The organism is Halomonas sp. C10-5 (assembly GCF_057169305.1).
The window spans coordinates 2,668,302-2,687,015 of record NZ_CP175665.1; the positions used below are offsets into that span (position 1 = coordinate 2,668,302).

Sequence of the window (18,714 nt, forward strand, 5' to 3'; positions counted from 1 at the left end):
GATGCTCCCCACGAAAACGGCCACCCCGGAGGGTGGCCGTCGAATGCCGATGGGTGTCGGCGTCGTCTCAGGAGCGGCTTACGACTGGGCCATCTCCTGGACACGCTGCATCATCTCGGGGTCCTGCTGGATGGCCTGGCCGATGGCGTTGAAGGTATCCACGTCGAGGCCGCTCTCCTCGACCACCTTTACCATCTCCTCGTTGGCCTCCATGCGAACTTCCTGCTGGGCCTCTTCACCTTCGGCGGACTGCAGGCGCTCGGTGTACTCCTGGGACAGCACCGCGATCTCCTGAGAGGCATCGGCGAACTGCTGGAGCTGGGCATCGGAGAAGTCCTGGGCCGGGGCGGCGGCCTGGGGCTGCTCGGCGGCATTGGCTGCGGAGTCCTCCTGCGCGTGTGCGGTGGCCGACATCAGGCCGGCGCTGAGCAGGGCGGCAGAGAACAGGGCAGTCATGCGTTTCATAGATACCTCCAAGGATATTGCATCGTGTATGTGCCCCACTGTGACGACCCTCGTCCCGGGGAGTTCAGATCGTTTTGTGTCGGAACGTAACGAGGGCGCCCGCAGGCGCCCTCTTTTGCGTGGCAAGCCCCATCAGCCGTAGGCCAGGTTGGGCAGCCAGGTGACCAGCGCCGGGAACAGGATCACCAACAGCAGTCCCAGCGCCTGCAGTCCCAGGAAGGGGAAGGAGGAGCGAAAGATCTGCGCCATGGTGATATGCGGTGGGCACACCCCCTTGATATAGAAGAGCGCATAGCCGAACGGCGGGCTGAGGAAGGACATCTGCATGTTGACCAGGTAGATGACACCGAACCACAGCGAGACGTCGGCGGGATCCACCCCGGGGAGGCCGAACACGCCATCGAAGGTGAGCCCCTTGATCAGCGGCACGAAGATCGGCACCGCCAGCAGCAGGATGCCCACCCAGTCCAGGAACATGCCCAGCGCCACCAGCAGCACCATCATCAGCGCCAGCACCGCATAGGGGCCGAGGCCCGCGCCGGAGATCAGCTCCTGCACGAAGGTCTGGCCACCCTGCAGGATATAGAAGCCGACGAAGATGCTGGCACCGAAGATGATCCACATCACCATCGCCGAGGCGACCAGGGTGGTCATGCAGGCCGCGTGCAGGTTGGGCCAGGTGAGGCGCTTGTGCATCGCGGCCACCACCAGGGCACCGAAGGTGCCGATGCCGGCCGCCTCCACTGGCGTGGCGATGCCGGTGAAGATGATGCCCAGCACCAGCACCACCAGCACGATGGGCGCCAGCATGTTGCGCAAGAGGCGCAGCTTCTCCTTCATGTCGACGCGATCCTCGACCGGCATCGGCGGCGCCATGCTGATGTTGAGAGTGCCGCGCATCCAGCAGTAGAAGCCATACATGAAAGCCAGTAGCAGGCCGGGCAGCAGCGAACCGAGATAGAGCTCACCTACCGACTGCTGGGCGATGACGCCGTAGATGATGGCCAGTATCGAGGGCGGAATCAGGATGCCCAGGGTGCCGCCGGCCATGATCGAGCCGATGGCGATCTCCGGGTTGTAGTTACGCTTGAGCATCGCCGGCAGGGCGATCAGGCCCATGGTCACCACCGCGGCCCCGATCACGCCGACCATGGCGGCGAGCAGCGTGGAGGCGATGACGGTGGCGATGGCCAGACCCGCCTTGAGGCCACCCATCCACTTGTAGACGACATCGAACAGCTCCTCGATGATCCCCGCCTTCTCCAGCACCGAGGCCATGAAGATGAACAGCGGGATGGCCGAGAGCTGGTAGTTGGTCATCATCGGGAAGATGCGCGACGGCATCAGGTTGAGCATGTCCTGGCTGCCGACCAGGTAGAGGAAGGCCACGCCCAGGCCGCCGGTGACGAAGGCCAGCGGCAGGCCTGCCACCAGCACCACCATCAAAGTCCCGAACATCACCAGGGTCAGGCCACCGATGCCGACATTGGCCAGCACACTCTCCAGGCTGCCGGTCAGGCTCTCGTAGTCGGTGGTGGCGATATTGACCATCTCGAACAGGGTCCATGCCGCCAGCACCACGCCGAGGGCCACCAGCAGGTTGGGGAAGCCCTGCCCCCGCTCATCCCGTGCCCGGTGGTGAAGGAAGGACTGGAAATCGCGGATCAGCTGGGCGATACCCTGCAGCAGCAGCAGCAGCGCGCCGAAGAAGAGCATGAACTTCACCGGGTAGTACTGCACCGCCCATTCGGTGAAGGAGACCTCGTTGGCGTAGCTCGAGCCGAAGAAGAGCTGGTCGCTCACCGACTGGGAGAAGAACTTCCAGCCGGTCACCAGCAGGGCCAGGGTGAAGATGAAGAAGAACACCGAGGTCAGCAGGTCCAGGGCCGCCCGGGTCAGCGGCCGGGCACGCTGGTAGAGGATATCCACGCGCACGTGGCCGCCCTCGCGCAGGGCGAAGGCGCCGGCCATCAGGTACTGCATGCCGAACATCAGGGTCATCGACTCGTGGGCCCAGTTGGTCGGCGAGTTGAAGGCGTAGCGCATCAGCACTTCGTAGGCGAATACGAAGGGCGCGACCAGCGACCAGTAGGCCACGTAGCGGCCGAAGAAGCCGGAAACCCGGTCGATGACGACCGTGAACAGGTTGCCCGGGGGCTGGTAGCCGACCTCGACCTCCTCGCCGGCGGGCACCTCGGCGATCTCGCCTCCGTCGATGCTGCCGCCGCGGCGGAAGCTGCGATCGACGAAGAACATGACCACCAGGGGCAGGAAAATCAGCACCGACCAATAGAGCCAGTGGGGCAGAACGAAATTGATCTCGAAATTCATGAAAACTCCTCCGCGGTGCCATCACCTCCCGGCGATGGCGACGGATCATCGAGCCGACGGGATGCGGGATTGAGAGTTATGCCCTAGGCAAGCCGGGTGCTGCGGCCCTCGGCTCACAACACCCGGCAGGGTCGAGCAGGAAGGTCAGACGTTGAGTTCGTAGTCCTTGATGTCCTCTTCGGTGATCAGCGCCACCGCCGGGTCCATCATGGTGTCGAGGTGCGCCTTGAACATGCGCGCGGCATCCGGGTCCTTGTTGGCCCACTTGAACCACAGCGGGATGGCGACCTCGCGGAAGCGGGTAGCGTCCTCCTCGGAGAGGTGGATGATCTCGACGCCCTTCTCGCGGTACTTGGGCCAGGCCTCGGCATTGGCTTTCTGGATCGCGGCGTAGTGCTCGCGGGAGTAGGCCGCCACCAGATCGTGCATCAGGTCCTGGGTCTGGGAGGACATGCGCTCGTAGACGCGCCGGTTGACGGCGATATCCATGAGGTCGACCGACTGGTGCAGGCAGGGTGTGGAGGGTGGGCCCATGATGATATAGTCGGCCACCTGCCAGAAACCCAGTTCGTAGTTGACCGCGGCACCGGTGAAGTCGGCGGCATCGATGGTGCCCTTCTCCAGGGCCGGATAGACCTCGGAGCCGGGCAGCAGGGTGGTACGCGCGCCCATCTCAGCGAAGGTCTCGGCGACGATGCCGCCCGGCATGCGGATCTTGACGCCGTCGAAGTCGTCGAAGCTGCGCAGCGGCACCTTGGAGTGGATCAGGTTGAGGTCGTGGTGGACATAGCCCAGCAACTCCTGGCCCTGCTTGCGGTAGAGATCCTTGGCAATATCCAGGCCTCCGTAGGCACCGAACATCATGTCCCACTGGTGAGGCAGCGAGAGGCCCATGGGGTAGGCGGTAAGGAAGACGCCGGCGGGCATCTTGCCGGGCCAGTAGACGGTGAACCAGTTCTGGCCGTCGAGTACGCCGTTGCGCACGGCATCGGCGACCTCGAAGGCACCGGCCACGGCACCCGCGGGGAAGGGCTCGATATTGACCTCGCCGCTGGTGGACTCGACCACCCCCTTGGCCCACGCCTCGAACGTGCGGTAGCCGACGGTGCCCGGCTGCCACGAGGACTGCATTCGGATGCGGATGCCCTCCTGGGCCTGGACGTTGCCGATCCAGGGCGCCGCCACGGCGGCGGCGGAACCGACAGCGGCGGCCTTCAGGAAGCGGCGGCGGGCGGGCTCGCGACGAGCCGTGGCCTCTTCGCCGGGGGACGTGATGATGCGTGACGGCTGCTTGTCGTCTTGCATGACATGAACTCCAGATGGCGATGGTCGGCTCCACTCGGGATGGCGACCAAATCTTGTTGTTGTCTTCCCTGGAATGGTTAGCCGTTCTTGCACCGCTGGGCGGGCTCGATTGGCTGCGCGCTCGACTCCATCGAACACGGGCAGTGGGGGCGTGTGGTGCCCTTCCCCTGAGAAAGCTAGCGAAAACCCAACGCCCAGCCAACGTACTGATTCAACGGACTCCTGGCCGCCCACGCCATACCACTGTGCCTTTTTGAGCGGCAAGCACATGTAAAACAAATGGAAAAACTGGTCTGACCAGTTAGCCAATCAGCCTTTGACCTACGACCAAAGCACGAGGGAAGGTAGGCCATCCGACACGCTCCCGCCTGACAGAGCCGACGGCGGAAGGTTGGCAAGGGAGCTCACCAGGGGCCATGATGCGGGCTTTGCCTCGCAAGGATGCCTCCATGACCTCACTCGCCTCTCACCGGCTCTGGCTCGCTGCCATGCCGCTGCTGTTCGTGGCGCTGTGGAGCACCGGCTTCATCGGCGCCAAGTTCGGCCTTCCCTATGCCGAGCCCTTCACCTTCCTGTTCATCCGCTTCGCCCTGACCCTGGCGCTGCTGGTGCCCCTGGCCCACTGGCTCTCCGGCGAGTGGCCCAGGGGACCCGCGCTATGGGGACATATCGCCGTCTCCGGTCTGCTGGTGCATGGTGCCTACCTGGGGGGCGTGTTCTACGGCATCTACCTGGGCATGCCGGCGGGGCTCGCCTCGCTGCTGGTGGGACTGCAGCCGTTGCTGACGGCGGGACTGGCCGGGCCGCTGCTCGGGGAGCGGTTGGCGACGCGTCAATGGCTGGGGCTGGCACTGGGACTGGCCGGGGTGATCATGGTGCTGGGCGGCAAGCTCGACCCGGGGGAGAGCCTCTTCCAGGGCTTTGGCCTGGGGGCCCTGGGCGCGGTGCTGGTGGCACTGTTGGGCATCTCCGGAGGCACGCTCTACCAGAAGCGCTACTGCACCGGCATGCCGCTGCTCTCCGGCACCGTGGTGCAGTACCTGGCTGCGGCGACCCTGCTCGGCCTGGGTGCCCTGCTGTTCGAGGAGCGCGATGTCGAGTGGTCCGCCACCTTCTCCCTGACCCTGGGCTGGCTGGTGCTGGTACTCTCGATCAGCGCCATCCTGCTGCTGATGGCACTGATCAAGCGCGGCGAGGCCTCACGGGTGGCGAGCCTCTTCTACCTGGTGCCGCCGGTCACCGCCCTGCAGGCCTGGTGGCTGTTCGACGAGGCACTGCCGCCGATCTCGCTTCTCGGCATGGCCATCGCCATTGCCGGGGTGGTGCTGGTGGTCAGGACACCGCCGGCGACAGCCGACAAGCCGCGTACTTGAATTCCGGGATCTTGCCGAAGGGGTCCAGCGCCGGGTTGGTCAGCAGGTTGGCCGCCGCCTCCACGAAGGCGAAGGGCACGAACACCATGCCCTCGGGCATGCGCGGATCGGCCCGTGACACCAGGGTGATCGTGCCACGCCGCGTAGCGATGGTGATCGACTCCCCCGGGGCCACGCCCAGGCGGCCCAGCTCCGCCGGCGCCAGGTAGGCCGCCGCTTCGGGCTCGCGCTCGTCGAGCACCCGGCTGCGACGGGTCATGGCACCGGTATGCCAATGCTCGAGCAAGCGCCCGGTGGTCAATACCGTCGGGTAGTTGCCGTCCACCGGCTCGTCCGGCGGCAGCGGCCGGGTGGCCGAGAACTTCGCCCGCCCCCCGTCGCGCGGGAAGGCATCGGAGAACACCACGTCGACTCCCGGGGCATCGTCGGCGGGACAGGGGTAGGTCACCGATCCCTCGCGCTCGAGGCGCGACCAGCTGATGTGGTCCAGCGAGTGCATGCCCTGCTTCATCTCGGCGAACACCTCCCGCGGGTGGGCATACTCCCAGCCCAGGCCGAAGCGCCGGGCGATCTCCTGAGTGATCCACCAGTCGGTTTGCGCTTCCCCGGGCGGTGCCACGGCGGCGCGCCCCAGCTGGACCTGGCGATTGGTGTTGGTCACCGTGCCCTCCTTCTCGGGCCAGGCACTGGCCGGCAGGATGACGTCGGCAAACTGGGCGGTCTCGGTGACGAACAGGTCCTGCACCACCAAGTGCTCCAGGGAGGCCAGCGCCGCGCGGGCATGATTGAGGTCGGGGTCGGACATCGCCGGGTTCTCGCCGAGGATATACATCCCCTTGATAGTCCCGGCCACGATGGCGTCCATGATCTCCACCACGGTCAGCCCCGGCGTCGCGTCGAGAGGCGTATTCCACAGCTCCTCGAAGGCGGCGCGCAGCTGGGCATCGCCCACCGGCTGGTAGTCGGGCAGCACCATGGGGATCAGGCCGGCATCCGAGGCGCCCTGGACGTTGTTCTGCCCGCGCAGCGGATGCAGGCCGGTGCCGGGGCGGCCGGTGTGGCCGCAGGCCAGGGCCAGCGAGATCAGGCAGCGAGCGTTGTCGGTGCCGTGGACATGCTGGGAGATGCCCATGCCCCAGAAGATCATCGCCTTGTCGGCGGTAGCGTAGGCCCGGGCGATCTCGCGAATCGTCTCGGGGTCCACGCCACACAGCGGCGCCATGGCTTCCGGGGTCATGTCGACGACGCTGGTCGCCAGCGCCTCGAAGCCCTCGGTGTGGGCGTCGATATAGGCCGGGTCATACAGCTTTTCGGTCACGATGACATGGAGCATGGCGTTGTAGAGCGCCACGTCACCGCCGGGGGTGAAGCGCACGCTGCGCCAGGCGTAGGCGTCCAGCGCCTGGCCGCGAGGGTCGAGGATGATCAACCGGGTGCCATTTCTCGCCGCCTGCTTGAAGTAGGTGGCCGCCACCGGGTGGTTCACCGCCGGATTGCAGCCGGTGAGGATCACCACGTCGGCCTCTAGGGCCTGCATGAACGATGCCGTCACCGCGCCGGAGCCGAGGCACTCCATCAGCGCCGCCACGGAGCTGGCGTGACACAGCCGCGTGCAGTGGTCGACATGGTTGGAGCCGAAGCCGGTGCGCACCAGCTTCTGGAACAGCCAGGCCTCCTCGTTGGAGCACTTGGCGCTGCCGAAGCCGGCCAGCGCATCGGGGCCGTGGGCCACCTTGAGTCCGGTGAGACCGTTCGCGGCGAGATCCAGCGCCTCCTCCCAGCTCGCCTCCCGGAAGTGGGTCAATGGGTTGGCGGGATCGAAGCCGGGATCCATGCCCTTGGGCACCCCCTCGCGACGGATCAGCGGTCGGGTGAGGCGTGCGGGGTGGTTGGGGTAGTCGAAGCCGAAGCGCCCCTTGACGCATAGCCGTCCCTGATTGGAGGGTCCATTGCGGCCCTCCACGAAGAGGATCTGTTCATCCTTGACGTGGTAGGTCAGCTGGCACCCCACGCCGCAGTAGGGGCAGATGGAATCGACCGTGCGGTCGGCCACGGCGGAGTCGCCACGGCCTGCCTCATCGATCAGGGTGGCCGGCATCAACGCCCCGGTGGGGCAGGCCTGGACGCACTCGCCGCAGGCCACACAGGTGCTCTCCCCCATGGGGTCGTCGAAGTCGAAGACGATCTTGGCCGCCGCCCCGCGATACGCCAAGCCGATGACATCGTTGCCCTGCACCTCGCGGCAGGCGCGCACGCAGAGGCCGCATTCGATGCAGGCGTCGAGGTTGACGTTCATGGCCGAGTGAGTGGCGTCATGGCCGTCGGCATGGGGCAGCGCGGCCGAGCGCGCGGCGACATGCCGTACCGTGGGCGCCTCGCGCTCCGCCCGCGACGGCAGGCGGCGGCGCACCGCACCGGCGTCGATGGCCAGCCGGTCGGCCATGGCCCAGAGGTGGCTCGAGCGGTCGGGGCTCGCCTCGCGCTCGGGCTGGTCGGCGAGCAGCAGTTCCATGACGCCCTCGCGGGCCTCCCGGGCGCGCTCGGAGCCGGCGCTCTTCACCACCATGCCCGGGGCCGCCTCGCGGATGCAGCTCGCGGCGAGTACCCGCTCGCCCTCGATCTCCACCATGCAGGCGCGGCAGTTGCCGTCAGAGCGGTAGCCGGGGGCGTCCTTGAAGCAGAGGTGAGGAATGGTCTCGCCGGCGCGCCGGGCCACCTGCCACAGGGTCTCGCCGGGACGGGCGCTGACCTCGGCGCCGTCCAGGGTCAGGGTGAAGCTGTCGTTGCTGCTGGAGTCGCTCATCTCGACCTCCCTACCCTTTCGCGATCAGGTGCCGGGCTTCGAGCTCGCCGCGAAAATCGCGCAGCAGGCTCGTCACCGGATTGGGTGCGGCCTGGCCCAGGCCGCAGATGGAGGCATCCGCCATCACCCGGGCGAGGCGCTCGAGCTGCTCGACATCCCACTCGTCGCGTTCGAGCAGGGCGAGCATCTTCTCGGTGCCCACCCGGCAGGGCGTGCACTGCCCGCAGGACTCGTCGGCGAAGAAAGCCAGCAGGTTGGTGGCCACGATGCGCAGGTCATCTTGGTCCGAGAGCACGATGATCGCCGCCGAGCCGATGAAGCAGCCGTGCTCCTGCAGCGTATCGAAGTCCAGCGGGATATCGGCCTTGCTCGCCGGGAGGATGCCACCGGAGGCGCCGCCGGGCAGGTAGCCGGCGAGGCGATGGCCCTCGGCCATGCCGCCACAGTACTCCTCGAGCAGCTCGGCGAGCGTGATGCCCGCCGGGGCCAGGTGCACCCCGGGACGGGCAACTCGTCCGGAGACCGAGAAGCTGCGCAGGCCCTGGCGCCCGTGGCGTCCCTGGGCGGCGAACCAGTCGGCACCCTGCTCCCAGATCCGCGGAACCCAGTAGACGGTCTCGACATTGTTGACCAGGGTGGGCCGGCCGAAGAGCCCGCGCTGGGCCACGAAGGGCGGGCGATGGCGCGGCTTGCCGGGCTTGCCCTCCAGCGATTCGATCAACGCCGACTCCTCGCCACAGATATAGGCGCCGGCGCCCCGGCGCAACACGATATAGCCCGGTGGTACGAGGCCTTCGGCCTCGAGCTCGACGATGGCCTCGGTGAGCACCCGGTGCAAGCCCGGATACTCGTCGCGCAGGTAGATATACAGAGCCTCCGCCTCCACCGCCCAGGCGCCGACCAGGGCCCCTTCCAGGAAGCGGTGCGGCTCATGCTCGAGATAATGGCGGTCCTTGAAGGTGCCGGGCTCCCCCTCGTCGGCGTTGATCACCGCATAACGGGGTCCAGCCTCGGCGCGCACCGCCTGCCACTTCCTGTAGATCGGGAAGCCGGCACCGCCCAGGCCGCGCAGCCCGGCGTGCTCGAAGGCCTCGCAGAGCGTCGCGAAGTCCACCTCGCCGGCTCGACACGCGGCCAGCAGCCGATAGCCGCCGGCGTCGCGATAGTCACCCAGGCGCTGCCAGAGGATCGTCTCGGGGTGGGCATGGCCGGTATCCACCACCGCCTCGACGCCCTCGGCGGTGGCGTAGCGCACGTGGTGGTGGCCTACCTCGGCCACCGGTGCGCCGTCGCAGCGCCCCATGCAGGGACCCCGCAGCACCCGCACCGCTGCGGGGTCGGCCCCGGACACGAGCCGCGCATGCAGCGCCTCGGCGCCGGCCAGTCGACAGGGCAGCGAGTCGCACACCCGCACCGTCACCGCCGGCGGCGGCGACTGCTCATCGTGGACCACATCGAAGTGGGCATAGAAGGTGGCGGTTTCGAAGATGGCCGCCATGGGCAGGTTCATGTAGCTGGCCAGCGCCCGCAGCTCTGCCATGGCCAGATGCCCCTGGGCATCCTGGATGGCGTGCAGGTGTTCGATCAGTCGGTCGCGACGCTGGAGCTGGGGGTCGCGGCGCTCGTCGCCAAGCAGGGCTCGCAGCCCGGTCAGCGCCAGCGGCGCCAGTTCGCGGCCGCGGGCCCCGCCGCGACGGCGTGCTCGTTGGGGGCTGGTGGTATCGTGCATGGCGGCCTCGCTATTGTGCTCTTGTCATTGTGGCTGTAATGCGGGCGATCAAGCTCACCGTAAGCTTCGCCTAGAAATTCTGCAGGTAGGCGACGCCTCCCAGGTTGCTCATCTGCCGGCGTATCCAGGCGCTGCGCTGGACCACCCCGGGAGAGGGCCGAGCGGCATCGCGACCCCGCGGGTCGGGCAGGATCGCCGCCAGACGGCTGGCCTGGGCCGCGCTGAGCCGCTCGGCGGAGACGCCGAAGTAGTGCTGGGCCGCAGCCTCCAGGCCGAACACGCCGCTATCCCACTCGGCGATATTGAGGTAGACCTCAAGGATGCGCTGCTTGGGCCATATCAGCTCGATCAGCAGGGTGAACCACGCCTCGAATCCCTTGCGCACCCAGCTGCGCCCGCTCCACAGGAAGAGGTTCTTGGCGGTCTGCTGGCTGAGGGTGCTGGCCCCGCGCAGCCGACCACCGTTACGACTTGCCTGCCAGGCGCGGCGGATCTCCACCAGGTCGAAGCCGTGGTGTTCCAGGAAGCGCTGGTCCTCGGCGGCAATCACCGCCAGCTTGGCGTGGTCGGAGAGCGCCTCCCAGGGTCGCCAGCGGTGCTGGATGTCGATGGGCTCCCGCGCCACCCAGGAGTGCACCTTGCGCTCCACCATCACCATGGAACCGAACACCGGCGCCTGGCGGAACAGCAGCACCAGCAGCACCGAGAGCACCACGAAGCCCAGCGCCGCCCTCCACAGCCAGCCCCATAGCCGCCGCCTCCACCTGGCGATCATCGCCGACCTCGTCGCATGCGTCTCTCCCCTCGTCCCGGGGCCCGGTTACCGGGCCCGCTGCTCACCTGCGGCCAGTATAGGGCCCCGGTCGCCTCGGGGGGAGGCGGCGGTTTCAGCGCTTCTTGTGCAGTCGCTCGGCGTGGTAACGCAGGTGGTCCTCGATGAAGCTGGCGATGAAGTAGTAGCTGTGATCGTAGCCAGGCTGGCGACGCAGGGTCAGAGGGTGGTCGTGCTCGGCGCACACCGCCTCGAGACGCTCGGGCCTGAGCTGCTCCTCGAGGAAGTCATCGGCCTCGCCCTGATCGATGAACAGCGGCTGGCTGGAGGCGCCGCGGGCCACCAGCTCGCAGGCGTCGTACTGGGTCCACTTGCCGCGGTCCTCGCCGAGGTAACCGGAGAAGGCCTTCTGGCCCCAGGGACACTCGGTGGGATTGACGATGGGCGCAAAGGCCGACACCGAGCGGTAGTGGCCGGGGCGACGCAGGGCCATGACCAGCGCGCCGTGACCGCCCATGGAGTGGCCACTGATCGATTCGCGACCGTTGACCGGAAAGTGCTGACGCACCACCGAGGGCAGTTCCTCGGTGACGTAGTCGTACATGCGGTAGTGGCGCTTCCAGGGCTCCCGGGTGGCGTTGACATAGAAACCCGCCCCGGAGCCGAAGTCATAGCTGTCATGCTCGCCGGGCAGGTCGGTACCCCGCGGGCTGGTATCCGGGCAGATGATGGCGATACCCAGTTCGGCGGCGATGCGATGGGCACCGGCCTTCTGCATGAAGTTCTCGTCGCTGCAGGTGAGTCCGGAGAGCCACCACAGCAGCGGCACCCGCTCGGTCTCGGCCTGGGGCGGCAGGTAGACGGCGAACACCATCTCGCAATCCAGCGCCCGGGAGCGGTGGCGATAACGCTTGTGCCAGCCGCCGAAGCTCTTGTTGGCCGATACCAGCTCGAGGTTCTCAGTCATGGTCATCGAGGTGTCTCCTGAAGGCCGGGTAATCCCCGGCCTGCACTTGGCGGTAGTGGGGTCGGGCAAGTATCGGTCAATAGTGAAGCACGGTGCGGATGCTCTCGCCCCGGTGCAGCAGCTCGAAGGCCTCGTTGATCTTCTCGAAGGGCATGTCGTGGGTGATGAAGTCGTCGATATTGATCTCGCCGTTCATGTACTGCTCGACATAGCCCGGCAGCTCGCTCCTGCCCTTGACGCCGCCGAAGGCGGAGCCCTTCCAGACACGACCGGTGACCAGCTGGAACGGACGGGTGGAGATCTCCTCGCCGGCACCGGCCACACCGATGATGACCGATTCGCCCCAGCCCTTGTGGCAGCACTCCAGCGCCGAGCGCATCACGTTGACGTTGCCGATGCACTCGAAGGAGTAGTCGACGCCGCCGTCGGTGAGGTCGACGATGACCTGCTGGATGGGGTCGCTGTAGTCCTTGGGATTGACGAAGTCGGTGGCACCGAACTGCTCGGCGAGCTTGAACTTCTCCGGGTTGACGTCGATGGCGATGATCCGCGAGGCCTTGGCCATCACCGCACCCTGGATCACGGCGAGGCCGATGGCACCCAGGCCGAACACGGCGACGGTGGCGCCCGGCTCGACCTTGGCGGTGTTCATCACCGCGCCGATGCCGGTGGTCACGCCGCAGCCCAGCAGGCAGATCTTGTCCATGGGCGCCGCCTTGGAGACCACCGCCAGGGAGATCTCGGGCAGCACGGTGTACTCGCTGAAGGTGGAGGTGCCCATGTAGTGGTGGAGCATCTTGCCGTCCAGCGAGAAGCGTGAGGTACCGTCGGGCATCACGCCCTTGCCCTGGGTGGCGCGCACTGCACCACACAGGTTGGTCTTGCCGGAGAGACAGAACTTGCACTTGCCGCACTCGGCGGTATAGAGCGGGATGACGTGGTCGCCGGGACGCACGCTGGTGACGCCCTCGCCCACCTCCTGGACGACGCCGGCACCCTCATGGCCCAGCACCGCCGGGAAGTTGCCCTCTGGGTCGGCCCCGGACAGCGTATAGGCATCGGTATGGCAGACGCTGGTGGCGGCCATCTTCACCAGCACCTCGCCGGCCTTGGGGCCTTCGACGTCGATCTCGACGAGTTCCAGGGGCTTGCCCGCTTCCAGGGCAACGGCGGCGCGTGACTTCATGGCATCTTCCTCGGTTGGTGTGATGATCCTGATGACATTCTAGGCAATCCGGAGCATTGGGATAAACTGCATCAAACACATGACATTGTTGTCATAGAGCAACAGTCTGCTCAGGAGTGGCCAAGATGCAACGTTGGGACAGGATCGAAGCCTTCGTGGAAGTGGTGCGCCTGGGGACCTTCGCGGCCGCGGCACGACATCTCAAGGTCTCCAACTCCCATGTCAGCCGCCTGGTCAGCCAACTGGAGAACCAGCTGGGGACCACGCTCCTTTACCGGACCACCCGCCAGATACGGCTCACCGATGCCGGGAGCCTCTATTACGAACACTGCCACCACCTATTCGACGGCTTTCGCGAGGCCGAGGCGGCGATCAATGACCTGCAGGCCCGCCCCAGTGGCGTACTCAGGCTGACCTCGGCGACCACCTTCGGTGAGCGCTTCATCGCACCGCTGATCAATGACTTTCTCTGTCAGCATCCCCAGCTCGAGATCCGCCTGCACTTTACCAATCGCCAGGTGGACATCATCGACGAAGGGTATGACATCGCCATCCGCATGGGCACACTCAAGGATTCGACTCTGATTGCCCGGCGCATCTGTGAACGCCACGAGTACGTGGTCGGTTCCCCGGACTACTTCAACCGAATGCCCCGGCCCCATACCCTGTCGGAGCTCTCCCGCCACCGCTGCCTGGTGGGCTCTCGCGACCACTGGCGATTCGATGTCGATGGGGTGCGACGCGAGGTAAGGGTCGAGGGTGCCTGGGAGGGTAATTCGGGACCGGCCCTGCTCGATGCAGCCCTCAAGGGACTGGGACTGGCCCAGCTGCCCGACTATTACGTCGACCCTTACCTGGCCAGCGGTGAACTGGTCTCGGTACTCGATACCTACCAGCACGACGATACTGCGGTCTGGGCCGTCTACCCCCGTCATCGCCATCGCTCGCCCAAGGTGCACCAGTTCATCGACTACCTGGTCGAACATATCGATGAACTGCTGCCCGTGCGTCGCTAAGCAGGGTGAGTAGGACTCCGTCGCATCCGTGGCGTTGGCAAAAAGCCGCAAAGTGCCATAGCTTGAAGGGAGACCGTCACCGGCATTTCATCATCATTCCGTGTGAGGTATCGGATGGATAACGTCAACCGCCGCTGGGGTACCGCACCGCGTGCCTCCAGGGCATACATCGCGGCGGCGCTGCTCGCGGCTCCCCTGGCCATGGCCAGCGACTACCCTACCGAAACCCGCGTCGACTACGTGCTCGGGTGCATGGCCGCCAATGGCCAGGATCACCTGATGATGCAGAAGTGCTCCTGCAGCATCGACGTGATCGCCGAACTTATGCCCCATGAGGACTACGAGGCGGCAAGAACAGTGATGAGCATGCAGGATCAGCCCGGCGAGCTGGGCATGCTGTTCCGCACGGAACGCAGCATGCAGGAGGATCTGAATCACTTCCGCAGCGTGCAGGCCGAAGCCGACCTGCGCTGTTTCTGAGGCGACATGCTTCGCCATGCCCCGGCTGGCCTCAGGTTGGTGCCATCCATCGGGGTCTTACTGATGACACTCGGCTTTCCCCCTGACTTGCCGGCAGACGAGGCCTTGCTGGCCCAGGGTGAGCGGGTCTTCCGCAACCAGTGCCGAGGCTGTCATTCGCTGACGCCCGGCAGGCACATTGCCGGCCCAAGCCTGCATGGCGTGGTCGGGCGACGCGTCGGTGAGGTCGCGGATTTCGAATACTCCCGGACGCTGCAGGAAGCTGAGCTGCTGTGGACCCCCGAGACCCTCGACCGTTTCCTGGCCGACCCGGACGCCTTCCTGCCCGGCACACGCATGGTGTTCTGGGGACTGCCGGAGGATGCCAGGCAGGTACTGATCGACTATCTCCAGGCTACCGGACAGCCTTAGCCCCGACGCTCAGTCGCCGCTGCCCCCCTTGCGCGACATCATGCCCCGCGCTGGATTGTAGGCGAGAATCGCCAGCCCCAGCAGCACGACCGTCGTTACCAGGGAGATGGAGACGGCCACGGCATGAAGGCGTTCGTACATCGCGAAACGGATCATTTCCACGGCATAGGTGAAGGGGTTGACGGCGGCTATCTGGTAGACCAGATAGCTGCCCTCACGGATCCGCCAGAGGGGGTAGAGGGCCGAGGAGAGGAAGAACATCGGGAAGATCACGAAGTTCATGATGCCGGCGAAGTTCTCCAGCTGGCGCACGAAGCTCGACAGCAGCAGGCCCAGGGCTCCGACCATGAAGCCGGTCACCACCAGTGCCGGCAGCACCAGTACATAGCCCGTCAGCGGCGCCTGCACCCCGTAGAGGTAGGCGATGGCCAGGAATACATAGACCTGCACGATCGACACCAGGGTGCCGGCCAGCAGCTTGCTCACCAACAGGTACCAGCGCGGGAAGGGACTGACCAGCAGGACGCGCATGCTGCCCATCTCGCGGTCGTAGACCATCGACAAGGAACTCTGCATGCCGTTGAAGAGCTGGATCATGCCCACAAGCCCCGGGACGATATAGACCTCATAGAGGACATAGGTCTGATAGGGCTCGGTCATGGCTACACCCAGCGCCATGCGGAAGCCAGCGGCGAAAACAAACAGCCAGACCAGCGGCCTGACCAGCGCGGCCACGAAACGCGAACGCTGGTGTACGAAGCGTAACAACTCACGGCTGACCACCCCGCGCAGGCAGTGTCCATAGCTCGCCAGCTTCATCGCTCGGCTCCATCGGTCAGGCGGTCGAAGGCCTCGCCGATCGAGGCGGCACCGACCCGGGACACCACCTCACTGACGCTGCCATCGGCGCGAATCCGGCCACGATGCAGTACGATCACACGGTCGCCGGGATGAACCTCATCGATCAGGTGGGTGGCCCACAGCACGGCCACGCCCTGCTCCCGACAGAGTCGATGCACATGGTCGACAAGGGCACGCCGCGACGCGATATCGAGCCCTACCGTGGGCTCATCCAGCAGCAGCAGCTGCGGCTCGTGGAGCAGTCCCCGGGCGATCTCTACGCGTCGCCGCTGACCGCCGGAGAGATGGCGAGCCCGCTGTCGCAGGCTCTCCGGCATCTCCACTCGCGCAAGCTGCTGCACGGCACGACGCCGCGCCTCGGCCGGCGCCATGCCGTGCAGGGCGGCGTGATAGGTCAGGTTCTGCCTGACGGAGAGGTCCAGATCCAGGGTAGGCTGCTGGAAAACCACACCCATTCGCGCGTGGGCCTTGATCGAATGGCGGCCAAGGTCATGGCCACCGATACTTATCCGGCCCTGGCGATAGGCGTAGAGCCGGGTGATCAGGGAGAACAGCGTGGTCTTGCCGGCCCCGTTGGGACCCAGCAACAACGCAAACTCACCCGCCCGGATATCGAAGGAAAGCGCCTCCAGCACCGGCTGGCCACTGTAGCTGAACCCTAGCTCACGTACGCTCAGGGCAGGCTCGTCATCCAGCGGCGCTGTCTGCTCGACCCGGTCAAGGATACCTGTCGATGTCATCTCCCGAGTCACGGCTCGACGACCACCCCCCAGGGGAAGCGACCCACGGGAATCGAGCGGATCGCCTCGAGGTCATCGACATCAATCACGGTGACGTCGCCACTCACCCCGTTGGTGGTATAGAGGCGACTCTCGTCGGCATTGAGGGCCAGGTGCCAGACACGCTGCCCCACCAGCAGGTAGTCAAGCACCTCGTAGCTCTGCTGGTCGATCACCGCGACCCGGTTGGAGGGCCCCAGGGCGACGAAGCCATAGCGTCCGTCCGAGGTCAGTGCCACGCCCACCGCCTGCACGGTCTCCCGGGGCACGCCCGGTACATCGAAGCGGATAGTGTGACTGACATCGAAGGTCTCCTGCATGTCGAGGATCGACACCGTGGCACCAACTTCCGCGGAGACCCAGGCCTCCGAGCCGTCGGCCGTGAACTCGGCATGCCGCGGACGCGCACCCATCAGCCGATGATGGACCGCCTCCATCGACTCCAGGTCGACGATATGCGCCATGTTGGAGGTCTCTGTGGTAGCGATCAGCCACTTGCCATCCGGGCTTATCCCTACCCCCTCAGGCTCGACCCCCACAGGAATCTCCGTTACCAGGCGGCGCTGCCGGTAATCCAGCACCGAGACGATATTGTCGTCCTCGTTGGAGACATAGACGTAGGGGCGGTTGGGATCGACCCGGATCACCTCGGGATCCTCGCCGGAGGAGAGGGTACTGACGACATCCAGTGTCTCCAGGTCGACCATGTCGATGGCCTCATCATCGCCTACGGCCACGAAGAGCTCGCTGCCGTCGTTGCTGAAGGCCATGGCACGCGGCCGACGCCCTACCTTGATGGTCTCGACCACTTCCAGGGAATCGCCGTCGATCACCGATACGGTGTTGTCCTTCTCATTGGAGACGAAGACGCGTTCGGCCAGGGCCAGGCTGGGCAGCAGCACCAGTGCAGCCCCCAGAAGCGTTCCCCGGAGAGCAGAGCCGAGTACCGGGCGGCCGGGGCATTGCGCCCGGGATGCGAATGATCCAGTCAGAAACGGCATGTCGATTCCCCTTCGTCAGCCCCCAGGGAGTCCAGCGGGGAGCGCGGATGCAGATAACCCTCCTGGGGAGACACGGACGCCACCATGCGTGGCCCGGTCACCAGGATGGGCTGGCGGAGCTGGTGGTTCCAGGGTCGATAGCTCACCGGTAGCCCCAGGTAGGCGGCGAGTTCGAACTCCTCGCTAAGCATGTAGTCGAGCACCTCGCCTTGCGCCGTCGAGCCAGTTCGCGCCGCGGCTTCACCCAGCGAACGCACCGCCAGCCAGGCGGCGAAGTCGGTCGGAGTCATCCAGCGCCCGGCGTGGTCCTCGAAGCGCCGTTGCAACTGCACTCCTCCCCAGGACTCATGGGCACGGTGCCAGGCGGTGGCGACCAGGCCCTGGGTTCCGGCCACCGGCCGGGGAAGCCAGCCCTGGTAGGGAAAGTACTCGCCGAAATAGTCATTCTCGTCGGCGATCAACAGGACATCATGCTCGTCGAGATCCTGCACGAAGACCGGGATCTCGCGCTGTATGGCATGAAAGCCCCCCTCGGCACGCCTGGCCATGGGGTCGTGGGGCCACATCTTCTCGCCGACGATGTCGTGGCCGAACCGTCGGGCCGATTCGCGAAAGGCCTCGACCAGCAAGCGGTCCTCGTCGGTATTGCCGTAGACCAGGGCCCAACGATCCCACTGCTTGTAAGCCAGGAACTGGGCCAGGGCATCGGCCAGCATGCGGCGGCTGGGGGTGGTATGAAAGAGGTTGGGGTGGCAGGCATCGCCGCGCAGCGCATTGTCGGGGGCGGCGACATTGAAGATGATGCGATCCTCCAGGGCCGAGGCCACCAACACCTCCTCCAGGGCCTCCCGGGGGAGGTCACTGAGTATCCAGTCGGCCCCCTGCTCGATCAGGTCATCCAGGCCATCGAGCACCTCGCCGTCACGGGACACCGTTGTTTCGACCAGCGAGAACCTCTGCCCCAGGAACTGGCCGGTGGCATTGTTGTCGCTGATCGCCAGGCGGGCGCCCTGCCGCCCTTCGTCATCGAGGACCGGGTCGAGCACCGACAAGGGCTCCAGCTCATCAGCAGGCTCCAGCCCCAGGTAACCCAGGGTGATGGCCTCCGCCGGCTGGTCGTCTTCCTGAGCGACAACCGAGCCAGTGAGCCCCAGGCCCACCACGGTCATCCCCAGCAACAACCATCCTGCGATTCTGGGCCTGGAATCGAGCCCTGTCGTCCTGTCATCGAATGC

Annotated in this window: 16 protein-coding genes; 4 read left to right on the top strand and 12 right to left on the bottom strand. The window is 66.1% G+C overall.

Features of this window, described 5'->3' with window-relative positions:
- Nucleotides 1–78 precede the first annotated feature (78 nt).
- From ACJ7IV_RS12405 to dctP, 3 genes are all read right to left on the bottom strand, one after another.
- Entirely contained in the window at nt 79–465 is a 387-nt protein-coding gene (locus ACJ7IV_RS12405) for a DUF4168 domain-containing protein (RefSeq protein ID WP_483864657.1), read from the bottom strand.
- A gap of 132 nt (nt 466–597) precedes the next feature.
- Entirely contained in the window at nt 598–2,796 is a 2,199-nt protein-coding gene (locus ACJ7IV_RS12410; RefSeq protein ID WP_483864658.1) for a TRAP transporter large permease subunit, read from the bottom strand.
- A 144-nt stretch (nt 2,797–2,940) separates the two neighbouring features.
- Entirely contained in the window at nt 2,941–4,101 is a 1,161-nt protein-coding gene (gene dctP / locus ACJ7IV_RS12415; RefSeq protein ID WP_483864659.1) for a TRAP transporter substrate-binding protein DctP, read from the bottom strand.
- A 449-nt stretch (nt 4,102–4,550) separates the two neighbouring features.
- On the opposite strand from dctP, the gene ACJ7IV_RS12420 reads away from it, so the two are divergent.
- Nucleotides 4,551–5,474: a DMT family transporter gene (locus ACJ7IV_RS12420; RefSeq protein ID WP_483864660.1), complete on the top strand. Its 924-nt coding sequence runs from the start codon at nt 4,551–4,553 to the stop codon at nt 5,472–5,474.
- On the opposite strand, the gene fdhF is transcribed toward ACJ7IV_RS12420, so the two are convergent.
- The 5 genes from fdhF to ACJ7IV_RS12445 form a co-directional block, all read right to left on the bottom strand.
- On the bottom strand, nt 5,434–8,277 hold the full coding sequence (gene fdhF, locus ACJ7IV_RS12425; RefSeq protein WP_483864661.1) for a formate dehydrogenase subunit alpha: 2,844 nt from the start codon (nt 8,275–8,277) through the stop codon (nt 5,434–5,436). The two genes, ACJ7IV_RS12420 and fdhF, sit on opposite strands and share 41 nt — an antisense overlap.
- Before the next feature lie 10 nt (nt 8,278–8,287).
- Nucleotides 8,288–10,006, bottom strand: coding sequence for an NADH-ubiquinone oxidoreductase-F iron-sulfur binding region domain-containing protein (locus ACJ7IV_RS12430; protein ID WP_483864662.1), 1,719 nt, complete (start codon nt 10,004–10,006; stop codon nt 8,288–8,290).
- 70 nt (nt 10,007–10,076) lie between these two features.
- The gene (mtgA, locus tag ACJ7IV_RS12435; RefSeq protein ID WP_483864663.1) at nt 10,077–10,781 is read right to left on the bottom strand and encodes a monofunctional biosynthetic peptidoglycan transglycosylase; all 705 of its coding nucleotides are present in this window, start codon (nt 10,779–10,781) and stop codon (nt 10,077–10,079) included.
- 112 nt (nt 10,782–10,893) lie between these two features.
- Complete coding sequence (gene fghA / locus ACJ7IV_RS12440; protein ID WP_483864664.1) at nt 10,894–11,751, bottom strand: S-formylglutathione hydrolase; 858 nt, start codon at nt 11,749–11,751, stop codon at nt 10,894–10,896.
- Between the two features lie 70 nt (nt 11,752–11,821).
- Nucleotides 11,822–12,931: an S-(hydroxymethyl)glutathione dehydrogenase/class III alcohol dehydrogenase gene (locus ACJ7IV_RS12445; protein WP_483864665.1), complete on the bottom strand. Its 1,110-nt coding sequence runs from the start codon at nt 12,929–12,931 to the stop codon at nt 11,822–11,824.
- Between the two features lie 125 nt (nt 12,932–13,056).
- Here ACJ7IV_RS12445 and ACJ7IV_RS12450 point away from each other — a divergent pair, with 125 nt between their 5' ends.
- The 3 genes from ACJ7IV_RS12450 to ACJ7IV_RS12460 all read left to right on the top strand — a co-directional run bounded on the left by ACJ7IV_RS12450 (nt 13,057) and on the right by ACJ7IV_RS12460 (nt 14,838).
- Nucleotides 13,057–13,947 carry a LysR family transcriptional regulator gene (locus tag ACJ7IV_RS12450; RefSeq protein WP_483864666.1) on the top strand — a complete coding sequence of 297 codons (891 nt, stop codon included), beginning with the start codon at nt 13,057–13,059 and terminating at the stop codon, nt 13,945–13,947.
- A 114-nt stretch (nt 13,948–14,061) separates the two neighbouring features.
- Nucleotides 14,062–14,427 carry a hypothetical protein gene (locus ACJ7IV_RS12455; RefSeq protein ID WP_483864667.1) on the top strand — a complete coding sequence of 122 codons (366 nt, stop codon included), beginning with the start codon at nt 14,062–14,064 and terminating at the stop codon, nt 14,425–14,427.
- Between the two features lie 63 nt (nt 14,428–14,490).
- Nucleotides 14,491–14,838 carry a c-type cytochrome gene (locus ACJ7IV_RS12460; RefSeq protein WP_483864668.1) on the top strand — a complete coding sequence of 116 codons (348 nt, stop codon included), beginning with the start codon at nt 14,491–14,493 and terminating at the stop codon, nt 14,836–14,838.
- A 9-nt stretch (nt 14,839–14,847) separates the two neighbouring features.
- Here ACJ7IV_RS12460 and ACJ7IV_RS12465 read toward each other — a convergent pair whose 3' ends face one another.
- The 4 genes from ACJ7IV_RS12465 to ACJ7IV_RS12480 all read right to left on the bottom strand — a co-directional run bounded on the left by ACJ7IV_RS12465 (nt 14,848) and on the right by ACJ7IV_RS12480 (nt 18,648).
- Nucleotides 14,848–15,657 carry an ABC transporter permease gene (locus ACJ7IV_RS12465; protein WP_483864669.1) on the bottom strand — a complete coding sequence of 270 codons (810 nt, stop codon included), beginning with the start codon at nt 15,655–15,657 and terminating at the stop codon, nt 14,848–14,850.
- Nucleotides 15,654–16,439, bottom strand: coding sequence for an ATP-binding cassette domain-containing protein (locus ACJ7IV_RS12470; RefSeq protein ID WP_483864670.1), 786 nt, complete (start codon nt 16,437–16,439; stop codon nt 15,654–15,656). The genes ACJ7IV_RS12465 and ACJ7IV_RS12470 overlap by 4 nt, the downstream gene beginning before the upstream one ends.
- A gap of 8 nt (nt 16,440–16,447) precedes the next feature.
- A complete protein-coding gene (locus ACJ7IV_RS12475; protein WP_483864671.1) occupies nt 16,448–17,380 on the bottom strand; it encodes a PQQ-dependent catabolism-associated beta-propeller protein in 933 nt (310 codons plus the stop codon).
- 86 nt (nt 17,381–17,466) lie between these two features.
- A complete protein-coding gene (locus tag ACJ7IV_RS12480; protein ID WP_483866586.1) occupies nt 17,467–18,648 on the bottom strand; it encodes an ABC transporter substrate-binding protein in 1,182 nt (393 codons plus the stop codon).
- Nucleotides 18,649–18,714 lie beyond the last annotated feature (66 nt).

Coding starts and splice junctions, on each gene's coding strand:
- ACJ7IV_RS12405 (WP_483864657.1), bottom strand. CDS start 465: ATGAAACGCATGACTGCCCTGTTCTCTGCCGCCCTGCTCAGCGCCGGC.
- ACJ7IV_RS12410 (WP_483864658.1), bottom strand. CDS start 2,796: ATGAATTTCGAGATCAATTTCGTTCTGCCCCACTGGCTCTATTGGTCG.
- dctP (WP_483864659.1), bottom strand. CDS start 4,101: ATGCAAGACGACAAGCAGCCGTCACGCATCATCACGTCCCCCGGCGAA.
- ACJ7IV_RS12420 (WP_483864660.1), top strand. CDS start 4,551: ATGACCTCACTCGCCTCTCACCGGCTCTGGCTCGCTGCCATGCCGCTG.
- fdhF (WP_483864661.1), bottom strand. CDS start 8,277: ATGAGCGACTCCAGCAGCAACGACAGCTTCACCCTGACCCTGGACGGC.
- ACJ7IV_RS12430 (WP_483864662.1), bottom strand. CDS start 10,006: ATGCACGATACCACCAGCCCCCAACGAGCACGCCGTCGCGGCGGGGCC.
- mtgA (WP_483864663.1), bottom strand. CDS start 10,781: ATGATCGCCAGGTGGAGGCGGCGGCTATGGGGCTGGCTGTGGAGGGCG.
- fghA (WP_483864664.1), bottom strand. CDS start 11,751: ATGACCATGACTGAGAACCTCGAGCTGGTATCGGCCAACAAGAGCTTC.
- ACJ7IV_RS12445 (WP_483864665.1), bottom strand. CDS start 12,931: ATGAAGTCACGCGCCGCCGTTGCCCTGGAAGCGGGCAAGCCCCTGGAA.
- ACJ7IV_RS12450 (WP_483864666.1), top strand. CDS start 13,057: ATGCAACGTTGGGACAGGATCGAAGCCTTCGTGGAAGTGGTGCGCCTG.
- ACJ7IV_RS12455 (WP_483864667.1), top strand. CDS start 14,062: ATGGATAACGTCAACCGCCGCTGGGGTACCGCACCGCGTGCCTCCAGG.
- ACJ7IV_RS12460 (WP_483864668.1), top strand. CDS start 14,491: ATGACACTCGGCTTTCCCCCTGACTTGCCGGCAGACGAGGCCTTGCTG.
- ACJ7IV_RS12465 (WP_483864669.1), bottom strand. CDS start 15,657: ATGAAGCTGGCGAGCTATGGACACTGCCTGCGCGGGGTGGTCAGCCGT.
- ACJ7IV_RS12470 (WP_483864670.1), bottom strand. CDS start 16,439: ATGACATCGACAGGTATCCTTGACCGGGTCGAGCAGACAGCGCCGCTG.
- ACJ7IV_RS12480 (WP_483866586.1), bottom strand. CDS start 18,648: ATGACCGTGGTGGGCCTGGGGCTCACTGGCTCGGTTGTCGCTCAGGAA.